General features: G+C 62.1%; 15 protein-coding genes. 6 read left to right on the top strand and 9 right to left on the bottom strand.

All coding sequences use genetic code 11. The features are described 5' to 3' along the window. Nucleotides 1-3 precede the first annotated feature (3 nt). On the bottom strand, nt 4-1,635 hold the full coding sequence (locus tag AQ610_RS19030; protein ID WP_043283356.1) for a hypothetical protein: 1,632 nt from the start codon (nt 1,633-1,635) through the stop codon (nt 4-6). A gap of 261 nt (nt 1,636-1,896) precedes the next feature. Here AQ610_RS19030 and AQ610_RS19025 point away from each other — a divergent pair, with 261 nt between their 5' ends. Next, the gene (locus AQ610_RS19025) at nt 1,897-2,538 is read left to right on the top strand and encodes a hypothetical protein (RefSeq protein ID WP_006029604.1); all 642 of its coding nucleotides are present in this window, start codon (nt 1,897-1,899) and stop codon (nt 2,536-2,538) included. 400 nt (nt 2,539-2,938) lie between these two features. On the opposite strand, the gene AQ610_RS19020 is transcribed toward AQ610_RS19025, so the two are convergent. Genes AQ610_RS19020 through AQ610_RS19010 form a run of 3 tightly spaced genes read right to left on the bottom strand, consistent with a single transcriptional unit; the run spans nt 2,939 to nt 6,815 of the window. Beyond that, nucleotides 2,939-5,284, bottom strand: a complete 2,346-nt coding sequence (locus tag AQ610_RS19020; protein WP_006029603.1) for a site-specific integrase — start codon at nt 5,282-5,284, stop codon at nt 2,939-2,941. After that, the gene (locus AQ610_RS19015) at nt 5,281-6,009 is read right to left on the bottom strand and encodes a hypothetical protein (protein WP_009916772.1); all 729 of its coding nucleotides are present in this window, start codon (nt 6,007-6,009) and stop codon (nt 5,281-5,283) included. The genes AQ610_RS19020 and AQ610_RS19015 overlap by 4 nt, the downstream gene beginning before the upstream one ends. A 38-nt stretch (nt 6,010-6,047) precedes the next feature. Then, nucleotides 6,048-6,815 (bottom strand): hypothetical protein, encoded by a 768-nt coding sequence (locus tag AQ610_RS19010; protein ID WP_006029601.1) that lies wholly within the window; start codon nt 6,813-6,815, stop codon nt 6,048-6,050. 297 nt (nt 6,816-7,112) lie between these two features. Between AQ610_RS19010 and AQ610_RS19005 the strand changes: the two genes are divergently transcribed. Continuing rightward, entirely contained in the window at nt 7,113-7,571 is a 459-nt protein-coding gene (locus tag AQ610_RS19005; RefSeq protein WP_006029600.1) for a hypothetical protein, read from the top strand. A 367-nt stretch (nt 7,572-7,938) separates the two neighbouring features. On the opposite strand, the gene AQ610_RS36215 is transcribed toward AQ610_RS19005, so the two are convergent. From AQ610_RS36215 to AQ610_RS18990, 3 genes are all read right to left on the bottom strand, one after another. Continuing rightward, nucleotides 7,939-8,103: a hypothetical protein gene (locus AQ610_RS36215; RefSeq protein WP_156436729.1), complete on the bottom strand. Its 165-nt coding sequence runs from the start codon at nt 8,101-8,103 to the stop codon at nt 7,939-7,941. A gap of 77 nt (nt 8,104-8,180) precedes the next feature. Continuing rightward, nucleotides 8,181-8,591: a type II toxin-antitoxin system VapC family toxin gene (locus AQ610_RS18995; RefSeq protein WP_006029599.1), complete on the bottom strand. Its 411-nt coding sequence runs from the start codon at nt 8,589-8,591 to the stop codon at nt 8,181-8,183. Beyond that, nucleotides 8,588-8,830 carry an antitoxin gene (locus AQ610_RS18990; protein WP_006029598.1) on the bottom strand — a complete coding sequence of 81 codons (243 nt, stop codon included), beginning with the start codon at nt 8,828-8,830 and terminating at the stop codon, nt 8,588-8,590. The genes AQ610_RS18995 and AQ610_RS18990 overlap by 4 nt, the downstream gene beginning before the upstream one ends. A gap of 507 nt (nt 8,831-9,337) precedes the next feature. Here AQ610_RS18990 and AQ610_RS18985 point away from each other — a divergent pair. Further along, entirely contained in the window at nt 9,338-10,099 is a 762-nt protein-coding gene (locus tag AQ610_RS18985; protein ID WP_144411849.1) for a HEPN domain-containing protein, read from the top strand. Between the two features lie 198 nt (nt 10,100-10,297). On the opposite strand, the gene AQ610_RS18980 is transcribed toward AQ610_RS18985, so the two are convergent. Beyond that, entirely contained in the window at nt 10,298-11,266 is a 969-nt protein-coding gene (locus AQ610_RS18980) for a ParB/RepB/Spo0J family partition protein (RefSeq protein ID WP_043283354.1), read from the bottom strand. After that, complete coding sequence (locus AQ610_RS18975) at nt 11,263-12,471, bottom strand: ParA family protein (RefSeq protein WP_009916766.1); 1,209 nt, start codon at nt 12,469-12,471, stop codon at nt 11,263-11,265. Before AQ610_RS18975 ends, AQ610_RS18980 begins: the two co-directional genes overlap by 4 nt. A gap of 813 nt (nt 12,472-13,284) precedes the next feature. Between AQ610_RS18975 and AQ610_RS18970 the strand changes: the two genes are divergently transcribed. From AQ610_RS18970 to tnpB, 3 genes are all read left to right on the top strand, one after another. Then, nucleotides 13,285-14,667, top strand: a complete 1,383-nt coding sequence (locus AQ610_RS18970) for a replication initiation protein (RefSeq protein ID WP_043283379.1) — start codon at nt 13,285-13,287, stop codon at nt 14,665-14,667. 238 nt (nt 14,668-14,905) lie between these two features. After that, nucleotides 14,906-15,331, top strand: coding sequence for an IS66-like element accessory protein TnpA (gene tnpA, locus AQ610_RS31910; RefSeq protein WP_231748975.1), 426 nt, complete (start codon nt 14,906-14,908; stop codon nt 15,329-15,331). Further along, nucleotides 15,328-15,672, top strand: coding sequence for an IS66 family insertion sequence element accessory protein TnpB (tnpB, locus tag AQ610_RS18960; protein WP_045554677.1), 345 nt, complete (start codon nt 15,328-15,330; stop codon nt 15,670-15,672). The genes tnpA and tnpB overlap by 4 nt, the downstream gene beginning before the upstream one ends. The last annotated feature ends 64 nt before the right edge of the window (nt 15,673-15,736 follow it).

Here is a 15,736-nt window from a genome sequence, read left to right as displayed (position 1 = left end):
GCATCAACGCTGGTCATCGAGCCCAACACGGGTTGTCTGAATACTGACAGTACCCATATGCCTTAGTTCAGGATGCTCATTGCACAGCATTTCATGAGTTTGCCCGTACGCATTTCGAATTGCCTGCACGTCGTCAAACGGCGCGTTCGTGTATCCGATCGCCATATTTGCTACACGGTTGTACAGATCCTCGTGCTGAATATCGGTCGTCAGCGGTTCGAAGATCGGCTGACCGATCGACACTGGCATTGCGCCCGACGACGGATTAAATTCGTCGTCTCCGTTTGCCATCGACATGCCGACCGGCACCGTCTCTGCGAACGTGTGGTACCCACCATAGTTCATGAATGCGGCAATGCCGAGCGTTGCCGGCTCGACGACGTCTGCGCGGCCATAGAGCGGTTCGTCGGAGAGCGTGTTGAGCGCAAGTAGCACGTCGCACGTGCCGCCCGATTGCGCGCCGGCTGAAGGCAGCCCGCGCAGGTTCGATTCGACTGCGAACGTTCCGTTCGGCTGCCAGCGGTTCACGCCGACGCCGTGCGGAAACGCGTGCGCGTCGAGTGCCTCAAGGAACGTTCGCTCGGTGCCATCGCTCGCGGTCGCGAATAGGTTCTGGTAAATCTCCATAACCGGATGATCCGGCGCGATCTCCTTCGCAGACATCATGAACGGCCGCTCGGGCAGCCCGCTAGCGCCCGGCTCGATAGGTGCACCCTGCCGCGCGATCCCGTTTATGTTTCCGTAGCTCGCGTCTGCGTGCAATGCTGCGCGCAAACGGGCCTCGACAACAGGATCGCTCGAGGTCACCATCACATTGCCAAAGCCGAGTCCGTGCTGCGCAGCAGATGTATAGATGCCGTTTACTGGCTCACCGTCGATGAGCGGCACACGTTCGCTGCGCATTCGGCTCACCGCGTCGTCGAAGTTCGTCGTACGCGTGCGCTGCGTGAATTGCGCATAGCGGTCAGCAAACTGTTCGGCCACGCCATTGCCAAGCGGCTTCAGCATTTTGCGAATGGCCTCGACATTTTCCGGTGCATCTTTAACCTGCATCAGTTGCCATACCGTTGTGCCGAACGAACTCAGCATCTTGATCCGCGACAGTAGATCCCTTGCGTCGCGCCCTGGCATGTAGCGGCCGTCGTCGCCGATGATCGGGCTGCGCAACTCGGTCATTATCCAGTTGCGGACCCCTTCCGATTCCTTACCAGGCGGTTGCCGGCCAATCTGATCCGACGTCGGCTCGAGCGGATTCGTCAGTGTGCGCTGGAACACCTGACTCATTGACTGCCGTTGCCCCTGAAACATCACCGGCGTGTCCGCAAGCTGACCTTGCGGTGTGAGTACGGATTCGAGCACTGTCGAGAGTGTGTTTCCGAAGCGCTGATACACTCGGCCAACGTCCCCCGGATGATCAAGCATCGCCATGCTAAGCCCAGCCTCAAACAGGCGCCCGTTCGTCAGCGCGAGTTCCTGCGCCTCGTCGAGTCGAATCCCGGCCGCAGTCGACACGAGTCGACTGGCATCGATTTCACCCGCTCCGTTAGAGGCGGACTGAGCAATCTGTTTCAGCTCGCCCCCCTTCACCTCAGCATATAGACGGATCGGTGGGAGGTTCACATTGATACTTGGCATGGTCGCTTCGAGTCTCGGATAAAACAAGTGTCGTCATGTTGCACACCTTCTGCCAAGGGCGCTTTCAAATTTCGATCGCGCATTTCGGAAACAGATTCCTTGTCTGGACTACTCTGCGCTCGAGTCCTTTCTGATAGACGTCGTTAATTGACCGCATACCATTGATGGCGGCGGAGAAAACGCTGATTGTCAGCCAACTACCGCGCGACGAATACGAGTACGGGCTGAACTACGGTCGCTCGAACTAGGCGACGACGATCCATGAGTTACGACCAGAACGACGCCGCAATCGATGAAATGTACGAGCGCATCGGCGAGGAATTGTATCCGGCGCATCGCGCCCAAGCGATCGGGGAGTTCACGGCAGAGCGTCTGAAGTCCTACTACCTCGCCCACCCGATGGTGATGCGACCCGCGGTCGATGCGTTACAGGAAGCAAAGCGCTTGAAGGGGAACGGACATCACGCTGCCGCAGTCGTGTTTTGCGCGACGACCATCGAATTGTTCATGAAAGCGACGCTGTTGCAGTCGATCGTCTATGGTCTCGTCCATAACGACGCGCTCGCCGATGTTATTGTCAAGCACGCACTGGGTCAGACCGGTTTCGAACGCTACCGTAAGCTGCTGTCGCGGCTCTTCCAAGAGCTGGCCGCGTTGGACATCACCGCTCTGCGTCGAGAGGGCGAGTCGGTTGCGCTCATCGATGAGAGCTGCCGCGTCCAGGAGTTGCGAAACGCCATCGTTCACAGCGGACGGACCTGCGACGCAGCTTCGGCTCAGCACGCGCTCGACGTCGCCGTGGCGGTATTCGACAAGATCGTGGTCGATGTGCTGTGGTCGATCGGCGTTGCGGTGGGAGAAAAAGGACACATCGCACCCCGTCAATTCGCCCAGCAGCCGTGAGCGCACCCGAACAGATAGGCCAAGAAACCGCCCCGCGTGGGGCGGGCGAAGGTTGAAGGAACTCCGGCGTAACCCGCTCAATCAAGCAGATCCGGCGCAGCGCTCGCCACGGGAGGTTAACCCAGCGCTCGGTCAGTTGCCGCAGCCATGTAGTTGCAGAAGCAGCAACAGCAGAACCAGGACGGCGACCGTCCACCCGTTTGTGTCATCTGGCATAGCGCTCCAGTAGTTGCCCGCCGGGCCGCGTCTGGGCCGGTCGTGGCGCAGGTGTCATCAGCCTGCGATACCGCTAGAGAGACGCTTTTATACTTGTCCAAAATCGTGCTCGTCGCACGCGCCGCAATGTCGGGCTGACTCGCTGGCGCGCTCAATGGACGTCGCGCAGCCGAGATTGCGTATCTCACCACGTCCAGCGTTCGCCCGCCACCTCGGCCCACGCCTCGCTCTCCGACGTGCAGCGATGCTGCTCGGCGGTCAGCGCGATCGCGACCAGCAGGTCATCGACACGCCGATCGAACGCATCGTCGTTCTCGAACGGCACCTGCAGCACGGTGACGCCGTCGCGGGTCGGCGTGCGCACGACACCGGCCAGCACCTCGCGCTCGACGCGCTCGAGGACACGGGCGCGGCCGCGGCCGCCCGCGCGCTTCGGTTCAACGCGCAGCGTGACGTGCACGTCGACCCACTGCGCCGCGGGGCGAGCGTCCGCGCGGAAGGTCTCAGCGGCGCTCGCCGGCGTCGACGTTGCGGGTGCGCCCGCGGCCGCCGCCGGCTCCGCGCCGTCGAGCGCCGCGTTGAAAAACGCCTCGACCGACTGAAACTGGCGTGCGGCATCCGCCTTGGTGTAGCGCGTAGTGGTCGCCAGGCTCGCGTGGCCGAGCAGCTCCTGCATGTCGCGCAGGTCGGCGCCGGCGTCCAGCCCATGGTTCGCGAAGGTGTGGCGCAGCCAGTGCGTGCTCGCGCGGCGCAGGTCGGCGGCCGCGTTCGGGTAGGTGGTCGCCAGTTGGTCGGCGGCCCGCGCGAAGATCCCCTTGAACAGCCGCCCGACCACGTCCGGGTGCAGGGCCTCGCCGGTCACAAGATGCGCGATCAGCGGCGTGTCGGCCGGCGCGGTCTCGAGCGTGAGCGGCACCGGGCGCGTGCGCAGCTGCGCGCGCAGCGCGTCGATCAGGCGCCGCGGCATCGGCACGGTGCGCGCGCGCCGGCCCTTGCCCAGCACGCGCAGGCTCCATGCATCGTCGAGTGCACCGTCGAGCGCGGTACGCGTGAGCGCGCCGGTGGTCGCCGCGGCGAGCTCGGCGCGCCGCAGCCCGGTCGCGTACGCGAACAGCAGCCCGAACGCATCGCGCGCGGTCGCCGCTTGCTCGCCGGCGGCGTCGAAAGCCGACACGGGCCGGAACACGGTCTGCAGCACGTACTGCCACTGCGCGCGCGTGAGCGTGCGCCCGGTCGTGTCGAGCGCGACGGCCGGCGCGGCCGGCAGGCCGGCAAACGGATTCACGCGCAGGTACTGCTGGCCGACCAGCCATGCGCCCATCGCGTTGAGGATGCGCCGCGCGGTGTCGCGGCTGCGCTCCGATAGCGGCCCGACGAACGGCCGCCACGCTGGGTCGAACCGCTCGACCCGGCCGCGCCCGATCCAGCGCGCCGCGGGCTGCGGGTTGCGCAGGAAGGCGTCGAGGTACTCGGCGCAGTCCGGTGTGTTCAGCGACGACAGCGGCTTGCCCTTCACCACGATCGCCCACAGCAGCAGCCGTTCCGCTTCGCGCCGGTACGCGCGGCGGGTCGCCTCGCTGCGCGCGCCGCGGATCGAGATCCACGCGTGAACGGCCTGCAGGTCGGTATTCAGCTCGGCCTGATGCGCGGGCACCGGCGCGCGGTTCAGGCCGGCCGAGCCGTCGAGCGCGGCCGGCACGCGCAGCGCCTCGAGCGGCACCACGTCGGCGCCGGCGCCCGCCACCGGCTGCAGCGCCGGGTGGCTGGGTGCCAGCTGCCGGCGCGGCGTGACCGCGAGCGGCGACAGGTAGCCGAGCGTGTCCGGATGCTGCGCCACAAAGTCGGTGACGCGCTGCGCGCCGATCGCGCCGAGGCGCGGCACCGCGCGATACCAGCGCCGGCGCCGTGCGTGGATCAGCGCGAGCAGCTCGGCGAAGGTGGTGATGCCGACGGCCGCCAGCCGCGCGACGAGCTTCGCGTCGAACCAGCCGTCGAGCGTGTGCGTGGGCTGCGGTGCCTCGACGAGACTGGCCTCCATCCGCGCGAGCGCCGCGTCCTGCCGGTCGCGCAGACGCCGATTGCGCGCGACCTTGCGATCGAGCTCGGGCGACGACGCCGGCGGATAGGTGTCGACGTACAGCGCGACGAGCTCGCGTTCGCTGTAGAACGCATCAGGGTCGACCGACTCGCGGAACGCCTCGAGCGTCGGCACTTCGACCGCCCCGCCCTCGGCGCCCCCCGCATGCGCGTCGCGCGGCAGGCTGCCCGGCTTAAGGCGCAGCAAGTGCGCGGCGTCGATGTCGCGCGCGCGACGCGCGGCGATCGTCAGCGTGTCGCGGAGCATCGCCAGCGTGCGACGCGTGACGCGCACGTCGGTGCCCGGCACGCCGTAGTGCGCGTGCATCGTCGGCTCGTCAAGCCCTTCCAGATACGCGCGGTATAACGCGAAGTGGGAAGTCGTCAGGCGCAGCAGCGGCCGCGACGAATCCGTGGCCCTACGATGATCACGTCGGTGGCCAGATCCGCTCACAAGCCCTCCGACTCGACGACCAGTAGACCGGGGAACCGGTCCTTCATGCGCGGCTGGAGTTCGGGAATCAGTTCGAGACATCCCTGCCGTTTTGCGTACCGTTCCGCCAACCGCTCGAACTGAGCGTCGAAGTCGGCGAGATATTGCGCCGTCATCGAGTACGGTGAGACGCCCACCTCGGCGCGCATGGCGTCTGCGAGGCGACAGGCGACCGAACCAAAGTGGATCGCACGTTGCGTTTCGAACTCGTACTCGTCGTCCTTGCCGGTCCAATGGTGCTGGCCAGCAACCCACGCAGCACTTTGGCCCACCCCTTCCCGAAGTTCGCGCAGCTCGTCGACACGGGCGGCGCTCAATTCAGATACCACGGTCGCTGGCGGGAGGTCGAAACGCAGGTGGACGTGATCCAACCTGTCGAAGGCCGTCATGTCGTGACGACAGTATTCGGGCAACGCGTCGTCGATGGCGGCGCTGTAATCGTTCGCCTCTCTCGCGAACGCCTCCAACACATAGGCCGCGTCGCGATGCGCCAGCTCTCGTCGCTTCGCGTTCGCTTGATCTTCACGTCGCCGATCGCCACGCTTGAGCCACCACAATACCCCGCCGTTGATGAGTGACGCCACAACCGCGCTCGTGAGCACGAGTGTCCAACCGTTCACCGCCGGTACTTGCGCCGCGGCGGTCGCGACGTGGGAGGCCGCGATTGCTACTTCGGATGCCGCCATAGAGGTCCTTCGATTCTGTTATGCATGGGACCCAGCTCTCAACCTTGGGCCGGCGGGTTCGGTGCGGCTGACGCTGCACCGGTAGGTGGCAACGCACCCAACAGGCGATCGAGAAACCCCGGCAGCACACCACACAGTCCGATGCGTTGCGCCATGTGGGTCCGATAGCCGTCGAGCTTCGCCGCCTCGAAATGCCCGCCTAGGTTCCAAACGCCGGGTTGCGCAAGGGCCGCGCGATGGACGATCGCGACCTGTCCGCAATGGCTGAACGGATGAAAAAACTGCTGCGCGTCGCGCAGACGCTTGATGCCCTCGCGCTTCACGCCGAGCGCGGCCGCGTTCCAACCGAGCTGCCGAATCGCATGTTGCCCCTGGACGCGGGTGTCGCCCGCCCACACCTTCTTCCAGTACCGGGCTTGCACCGGTGGCCGGTTGTCCTTCTGTTCGATCACCACCAGGTTGTCGGTCGAACAGAGCAGCGCCATCGCGACGCCCTCGATCGCCTGCCGCATCACGTTGCCGCCCGCAGGCAACTTGCCCGCCAGCAAGAGCTTGGTGGAGACCATCAGGTCGTCAAGCACGCCGAGCGCGAACGCGCCCATCAAGTCGGTACGAATCGTGTTGTGCTGAACGAGCCGCGCGTTGAGGCCCGGCAGACGCTGGAAACATGCGGCGAGCCCTGCGGCCAGCTGCTCGAGCTCTGTGCCCAGTGCCGCGACGAACGCGTCACGCACGCGCTGATCGCTGTCGCGCAGCTCGTGCAGGACCGCTTTCGGGTCGGTCAGGTCCACAGCGGGTGACGACATAGGTGCTCCAGGTAGCGAAAGGCTGGCGGGTGGCGTATGACGCGATACGGAAACCGTAGCGGAGCGCACATCGCGCGATCGGCGCCGCGGCCGGGCCGGCGTGGCGCGACCGCATGCCCTGCCCCGTTGCGCCCCGCCGGACGGGGGTCAGGACAGAGTGTAGTGCAGAACGCGGAATCTGACAGCAAAAAGTCGCCTATCTGATAAGAACAATTATCAGATGTGGCACTTATGCAGCCGGATCGACAACTGAAAAACCGTGCTGTATAAAGATATATCTCCATACAGCACGGTTTGATGATGACGTTCTTCACGCCGGCCGATCACGACGCAGCCGTGCAGGCCATGCTCGCGCACCCCGATATCGGCAGCCGCCACCTGCGCGGCCGGATGAGCGGCATCAAGCGGCGCGCCCGGGCCCGCGCGGTGATCGCCTTCATCCACGCGATCACCCCGCCCCCGCCCGATACCACGATCACCACGACGCGGCAGCTGATGCGCGTGCTGTTCGGCCACGCGGTCTCGGTCAACGACCTGCACCGGCACTTCGCGACACCGGGGCGTCGGGCGAACGATCGGGCCGACCGTGAGGCGCTGGCCGCCTGGCTGGCGGTCCACCAGGAACGGCTGGCGGCCGACGCCGAGACCCGGATGCTCGAGCTGGAGAGCGCCTGGCAGCGGTTCACGGCGGCAGCCGCGGAGGCGGCCGGCGAGATCCGCACCGCCAGCCGGCCCGAACGGCACGGCAACGCGTAGGCGGCCATGGCTCATACTGTATAGAGATATATCTCTATACAGTATGAGAAAATCCATGAAAAACCCGGCCGGGGCCGGGTTGCGGAAGCATTTGCATGATCAAGCTGGCTATCTTGGCATGCCGATAATGGGAGTGAGCGGCATGGACGATGCGCCAGAAAAAACCGGCCAGAGCCGGATCACGCTTGGTGCCGAAGCGCTGTTCAATGGTCCACGATCACAAAGACCACCGGCGGCCAGCGGACCTCGCGCTCCAGTCCGGTCACAGCAACCTGCATCGTGGCGGGATTCCATGGACGTGATCCCGAGTCGCTCACACTCCCCTCCCCTAGGTTCACCCAGAGCTCGGCCGAGCCCCGCTTGAGCGTCACGCTGCACAGCACTGCCCCTGCAAAGCGGCGCGATTGCCGCTCGACACGCCCACGCTGCTCGGGCCGACCAGCACCTGGACAACCCGGTTGGGATGCACCGCCTCGAGGGCCTCTACCTCGGCCTTGAGCCGTTCAAATTCTGCTTCGACGTCGTACGGCACGATTTCCCCTGTTTGGTCGGTAGCCCGAGTTTGCCGACGGCGCCTTGGCCGGATCTCCCTGCGCGTTCGGGCTCGCGTTACGTCGCCGGGCGCAACCAGTTTTCGACTGGCAGCCCCGCGACCCGAGCAAATTCCGCCGTGTTGTCGGTGACCAGGACGGCGTCCACGGCCAGCGCATGCGCGGCGATTAGCATGTCGTTGGCGCCGATCAACTGGCCTTGCTTCTCGAGCTCGGCCCGCAACCGGCCGTAGCAACGGTCTGCGTCAGGCTGCAGCGGCAACACGGTCAAGCTCGCGAGCAGTTGCTCGACGCGCTGCGCGAGCGTCGACGATCCGCGCTTCCAGACGCCAAACCGGAGTTCCGCGGCCACGATGATCGAGGTGCACACTTGTTCGGGCGGTGTTTCTCCGATGCGGGCGGTGCATGCGCCGCGCGGGTCTCGGATCACGTTCGACAAAATGTTGGTGTCGAGCAGATACAGCGTCATTCGATGTCGACCGGTTCAGCCGGCAGGTTATCGATGTCGGGAAAGGTTTCGTCCAGCGGCGTCCATTGGGCGAACAGCTCACGCAGGGGCGCGGCCTCCACGGGCTCGATAATCAAGCGCCGGCCTTCCCGGTGGATAGTGACTTCCGAGACCGGTAGCTCGAACTCGCGCGGGATCCGCACGGCCTGGCTGCGCCCATTGCGAAACAGGCGCGCGTGGCGGGTGTCATGGGTTGGCATGGGAGTGGCTCCTAATCGGCTTGCATATGCCACAGCATATACACACTGAAGTGAATTCGCAAACAGCTGCCGCAATGTCGCCGCTACTGGCCCGCCTACGCTGCGCTGGTCGCCTAGTTCGCACGGCGGTCGCTGCTGGCGCCAACCAAGTCAGGGATTGTGACCCACCCGGACCACCGAGTGCGCCGTGGCGACCGCTAAGGAGTCGACGCGGTTCGCTACGGACTGGCGCGCAGCGATTGAACCACATTTAATTGGGGGCCGTTATATTCTGGCGTGGAAGACGATCCCTTCAGTCGGAGTTTTTGTGTCTGAAGCGCCCCCTAAAACAGCCAGCCTCTGTATTGGCTCCACATCCCGCTGGCCGCGCCCCGCGGCCATCTTCTTGGTCGTGCGTATGAGCACGGGCCCGAGCCTCAGCCTGAACCTGTCTCCGTACTGGGTAAGCGGGCCGTATTACATACCCGTAAGCCGTTTCCGCAGTCACACGCGGCCGTCAGCTCGTCGGTGGTTCACCAGTGGCTTCTTTTCGATCCGATGCCTTCGGCCGAAGCCGAGGCGCTGTACAAAGAGTTCAGCACGAAATTGCCGGTGTTGTCCCTACGCATGAGCGCATCGTTCAGGATCGGCCCGTGGACCGACCTGAGCGTCGCCCGCCAGGACACCTACAACGGCCCAATGCCGACGCTGATTGCAGCTGAACATGTGCCGGCCCCCTTGTGGGCGGAGACGTCGATCAGTAACAGCAAGGTCGGATGGGAGGGTTGGCTGGATAGTTGTCCGGTGGTCGAAGACCCTCGCTTGATCGCTGCCCTTGAGCTGTACGTCAGTGCAAATGATGATTCGATGGCCCGTTCCCAGTTCTTGACGTACCTCACTATCCTCGACTCGCTTGCCGAGCAGTGGCCGCGCGAAGCAGCCGCAATCCAGTGGATTGAAGACCGGCTGAAGGATGCCGTTGTCGTCGCTGATCGGGGGTTGGGCGACGCGCTGAGGAATCTCAAGAGGATTTCCCACGGCAAAGCGGTCCGCGAGTTGGTAGGCCGTGCCGCAATTGCTAAGGGTCTGGATACCGCCACCACGAAAGCTCTAATGAAGAAGGCAGGTGATCTCTACACAGTGCGGTCGCAGTTGTCGCACGCGGGGAACACCGACATTCCCGATGTACAGTCTGCGAGGAACCTAGCCGAAGTCGTCCTCAACCAGGCGGCCCTGCAGCCGTCTCTTCTCGACGTCCCGATGGATTCGGACGCCGGCACCGCGACTTAAGGCTGCGGGCTTCCGCCTGAATGTGAGGGTGATCGAGCATTTGCATAGTCGCTCACGCGCTCAAGCACTATAGCGTTCTCATTAACCCTGGTGTCCCCAATGGGGACACCAATTACCCCCTCGCCAAGCGTGTGTCCCCATTGGGGACACGGAACCGCTAGTAAAAAAGCCCGCGCGCGGCGGGCTTGTGTGAGGGACTCAGTCTGGCTCAGAAAATAGCTGTGAAATAAGCGCCCGTATCTTCTCTTCCTTTTCCGCCGTCAGCATCCTCGCTTTGATCTTCACCGTAAAGTTTCCTGCGTCCCGCGTGATTGAGCCAGCCTGGCTCTTCCCCGCAAAAATCTTTTCGATTGTTCGATCGCTCACGGCACCTGCCTTACCGTCATTCTCGATTGCGAGCTTAATTGCGTTCGCAAGCTTCGTCTGATCGAGCTCACCAGCAACCACCTGTGCCCAGAGCTCCCCGGCAATCTCGAATGCGCGCCCCTCACTATTTCGTAGTACCGCAACAACATCCTCGGCCGCATGGGCGCCAAGTAGGCGAGGCTGAAGATCGAGATCCTTGATAACGAATTCGGGCAAATCGCCGAAAGCTAAATACCGATAGAACTCCGAACGAGAAATCCCGAGCGCCTCCGCCATGCGCTTCCGGTTCGGAAATTCCTTCTCTGTGTTCCGGATAGAGCGCGCAATCTCGTAGTCGGTCAGACCGTCTCGAACGACGTTTTCAACCAATGCGAGCACCGCCATATCTCCGTCCGAGACGTCGGCGATCACCGCCTTGATCGCTTCTTTCCCGATCATCTTGTGCGCACGCCACCGTCGCTCGCCAGCCACGATTTGATAGCCTGACACCACCTTACGAACGACAATCGGTTCAATCAGACCCGACTCGCGGATTGATTCCGCGAGCTCGGTGAGCTTCGCCTCATTGAAAATCCGGCGAGGCTGCCACGGATTGGGCACGATATCCGCGACAGGCAACTCGTGCGAAGTGGTGCTCCGCTCAAGCTCCAAGATACGCGCCTGCGCGGTCGCCAGTGCCCCCGCCATTCCAGGAGCAGTTCTTGGGGTAGCGGGCTTCTCCGGTTGCTCTGTGAGCTCAATGTCCTTGGCCGCACGCAGACCCGCCGTCTTGCTCATCATCCGTTCTCGCAGATTACTCATGCCTCCGCCCTCCAACGCGCGACCGACTGATCGTCGATCCATTTACAGTGGTCCATCAACGGTTGTTTCACCCGCGCCAAGGTCTTCGCGACGCCGTCCGATCTCGATAAATCGAAGACCGTCGACAGGGCAAGCGCACCATTGCTCATCACTGAGCTAGCGGGAATTTCTGTTGCCGAAAGCCAGTCGCCGTAGGCACGCTGAGCCCACACTCGAACCGCGGGCGCAGACGACACAGCGCCGTAGTCCACTTTCGAGAGCAATACGGAAATGAAGTCATAAGTCTTGTCGAGCTCATGGTCGACAAAGCCAGCTGCAATTTCGGAAAACAGCGACCAAAACGACACCGAAGAGATGAAATCTAGACTTTCCGGAACCAGAGGCATGACCATCGCGTCGGCAGCCATGAGCCCGTTCAGCGTTAAATAAGACAGGGACGGAGCAGTGTCGAGGATGATGTAGTCGTACTCAGAACGAAGTGGCTCGATACCGCGACGAAGAACTGACCAGAATTCGTACTCGGGATTCTCCTTCTGAGCTGTCGGCAGGTGGAACTCTGCATCATGCAAATAGTTGTGTGCGGGAATGACGTCGATCCCATCCCAGTAGGTCGATTGGACCATTGAGGCGAGCCCCCCCTCAATGGAAGGATCGTAGATAAATGGAAGCACTGTGTCTTCCCACGTCACATCCTTCTCTGCGTACAACCCACAAAGCTCCGATAGGGAGGCTTGGGGATCGAGATCAATGACGAGGACCCGGCGACCACGCAAGCTAAGTGCCTGCGCCTCGCACATCGTGATTGTCGTCTTAGTCGAACCGCCCTTGAAGTTTGCCGTGATCAGGACCCGGCCGCGATGCTTACCCTTCCCAGTCACGAGCGCGGTCTGAAAGATGTTCGAAGCCTTCTGTACCCATATGCGTGCTTCAGCCAACGTGAAGATGCGAGCACGTCCCGAACCATGCGCTTCGCCAGGAGGTAATTCACCGCCTCCCTTCGTTGCCATGTAGTTGATCTTCTGGCGATCAAGGCCACACATCTCGCTCAATTCGCCGATCGTAAATACCGGCGGATTTTTGCGGGGCCGCGGCGCCAAGATGTCCTCACGAAGCTCGTCGGTCATCACGGACAATCGCTTTGCGAACTCGCCGAGTTGAGATAGCTTCACCTGCCGCTCGACAGCGGGCAACTCGCTCACTTTCATTAGATGCTTCCTCTTGAGTTCAATGGTGAGGTGTTTTTTCTACGCTCACCGCAGATTTATACGGTTCTGCATTTTTCCAACATGAACCGTAGAATACCCGCTAGACCGAAGAATGGCTATGTAATTCGCGTCTGGATCCGAATATCCGCCAGCTTGGCTCCAAATCCCGGCGCTCGTGGGCTTTTTGAGCCGTCCAACGGCACGAGGGCGGCTCACGGTGAGGTGAATTGTGGGGCGACCCGTAGACGTAACACCTTGCTTGCCGCGCCATAACGCACAGTTTTCCTCACCTTGGGCCGCCGATGTTGGAGGCAAGTTGTCCGCGCTAAGACGGCCGCACAATACACCTCACCATCGATTGCGGTATGTCGACCTCGCTAACCCTTGAAAGATCAGGTAGCGCAGGTCTTCGGGTCTGTGCCGCACTCGCTCGCCCAGCCTGGCTCTTTTCTAGTACGGGAGGAGCTCTTGTTTGCCCGGTTAGTTGTTGTTGTAGTTAAACAAAACCCACCAACCACAAACGGCGCGACTGCATTCGTTATAAATCAATGCCTTGGGCACGCAAGGTGAGAGATTATGTGCTGAAGGCGCTGTGGATTGAGAGTCAAGGTGAGAAGAAGTACACAGAATGGTGAGAGAAATTGGCGGCTATGGTGAGGTGTTTGGGCGGAATGGTGAGGGGAATGGGCTAAAAGGTGAGGTGATATGTGGGTCTTCCATGGCGAAGGTGAGGTTGTATGTGTTGACAGGTCACTTTGTCACCGGTACCTTACGCGCCAATATGACAAATGCAGCGTGATGGCGGAGGACGGCATGGCGGAAAGAGGGCAATTGGCGACGTCTCAGCAGTTGGCGCTTGCCCTGTTTGACGATGCGTCGGCCGAAGGGCTGCCGGTCGATAGCGCTCGGTCAGACATTGGTTTTTCCCGCAATAACGTCCTCATTCGTATCGTCGACCTAGGCGTGGCCGCCCGCCGCTTGATCGACGCAGCATACTTCATTGTCGCCTACGACGACCGGCCCCGTGACCTCTACGACGTGGAACTGGACTATTTCAAATGGCTCATGCGCTACTCGAGCCGCAACAACACTCACCTGGAGCAGGTAATCACCGAGGCGCAAAAAGCCCTTATTCAAGCGACGGCACCGGCGGAGCCAGACGGTGAACGGCCCTTCGGCTCAACACAACTGATCGGCCGGATCTCCTACCAGGGCGGCCGCTTTCAATTCCGTGTTCCGCCCGATCTGATTGGAATTATCCGAGGGAAGGGTAAGTCGCACTGGTTGAGCCTGCGTATCACCTCGATGTTCACCTTGTCCTATGCACGCGTGATGTACGACCACTTGCTGCCGCACGCAGACGAAGGACAGACCGACTGGATCCCGCTTGATGAACTGCGTGGATGGCAGGGAGAGATGGGCGCGAATGCGCAGGTGTTCAAGTACTTTAAACGGGACTGGCTCGAACCCGCAGTGCAGCAGATCAACGAGGTTTCTGACCTCTCGTTGGCGTACGAAACGCGGAACCTGCCGGGCTCGCGAAAAATTGGCAGTCTCCGATTCCGTATGAGCCGCAAAGATCTCGCCGAGCGGGTGCTGCATACGCACGAGCACGCCAAGGAGATTTATCAAACTCTAAAGCAAGAGTTTGGCCTTTCGACAGCGCAGTTCAATCAGATCGTTGGCGATCGAGACACCTACACCGATGAACGTCTCGAGCAAGCGATCGACCGTACTCGCTTCAGCTTGAAGTTGGGCAAGGTGACGAAGAGTCCGGCAGGCTTTTTCATGAAGGCCCTCAAGGAAGGTTGGGCGGTCTCCGATGCTGAGCGCGAGATGGTGCAAGTTCAGCAGTCCTTCATCGAGCGTGAGCAACAAGAGACTGAAGCGAAGGCGCAAGCTCAAAGCCGTATGGCACTGCAGGCCGCGGCACAGGAGGTGAGCGCGCAGGAACGGATGGGCGAGGAAGTTCGGCAGGGCTGGGACGCATATGAGGCCGCGACGCCGGAGCAAAGAGAGGATTGGCGTCGAAACTACAAACGCTCACCAGCAGCGAAGCTCACACTGCGTCGCTTGAGTATCGATCCGATGGCCGACTTGAATGAGGCCTCGCTCTCGCAACATGAGGCTCTCCGAGCAGCATTCTCCCTCTACGTTTTTATGCAAACGCGCGCGATCCGTGCAAACGCCGGCTAAGGGCGCGGTGAAGGTAAGGGATAGCCGAAGCCGTAGAGCGCAACAAATGTGTCAATCCAGAATCCCCGCGGCGTAAGGAAGTTGCCTCTCGGATTGACAGTTTTATTTCCGGTCCGAACGAAAGAAAAGTGTCACTTCGCCTGAGTTCGGATTGAACTTGTCAACTCGCATCGCCGGCCGCTTCGTAAGCACCTCACGACGGCCGTCGTAGACGGCGACGAGGAGCGACATCAAAGTAGTGCCCATCATTTTCGATTTGATGGACATCACTGTGACAGAGTCGGAAGTCAAGCCGGGTAGCCGCAAAGGGCGCCCGAACCATGATCCTGAGTTTCGACGCCGACTCGCAGCCGCGGCCTGTGAGCCCGGCGTGTCGGTCGCGAAGCTGGCGCGGGAGAATGGCATCAACGCAAACATGCTGTTCACCTGGCGGAGTCGGTATCGCGCGCAATTGCAGGCCGAAACGCCATCCCTGATTCCGGTGTCGGTGGTTCATGAGACGCCGCCGGCGTGCGTGGCGATGCCACCGGACGCACTCGGCGTCGGCCATCCGACTCAGCGAACCGGGACGATCGAGATTCGGATCGGCGGCGTAGTCGTCAAGGTCGACGGCGTCGTTGACGCCGAGACGCTGCGGGCCGTACTGGGGAGCTTGCGATCGTGATTGCTCCGCCCACGGGTACACGCGTCTGGCTGGTGGCGGGCGTCACCGACATGCGCTGCGGGTTCCAGGGGCTGGCGGCAAAGGTGCAGACGGCGCTCGAGGAGAATCCGCTGGGCGGCAATGTGTTCATCTTCCGCGGTCGTCGCGGCGATCTCGTGAAGGTCCTGTGGGCGACCGATGACGGGCTCTGGCTTCTCGCGAAGCGGCTTGAGCGTGGCCGTTTCGTCTGGCCCCAGGCTGATGGTGGCAAGGTTCATCTGACGGCGGCACAACTGTCGATGTTGCTCGAAGGCATCGATTGGCGGCAGCCGCGCCGTACCGCTGCACTGTCGATGTTGTAAACCGCGAAGAAGGCTCGTAAACGAGCAGTTGTCAAATCTGGTGTATCAGCAGTCGGCGGCATGA

Source organism: Burkholderia humptydooensis (genome assembly GCF_001513745.1).
Lineage (GTDB): Bacteria > Pseudomonadota > Gammaproteobacteria > Burkholderiales > Burkholderiaceae > Burkholderia > Burkholderia humptydooensis.
Note: the sequence above shows the minus strand (reverse complement) of the source record. Positions and strands in the feature narration are given on the sequence as shown.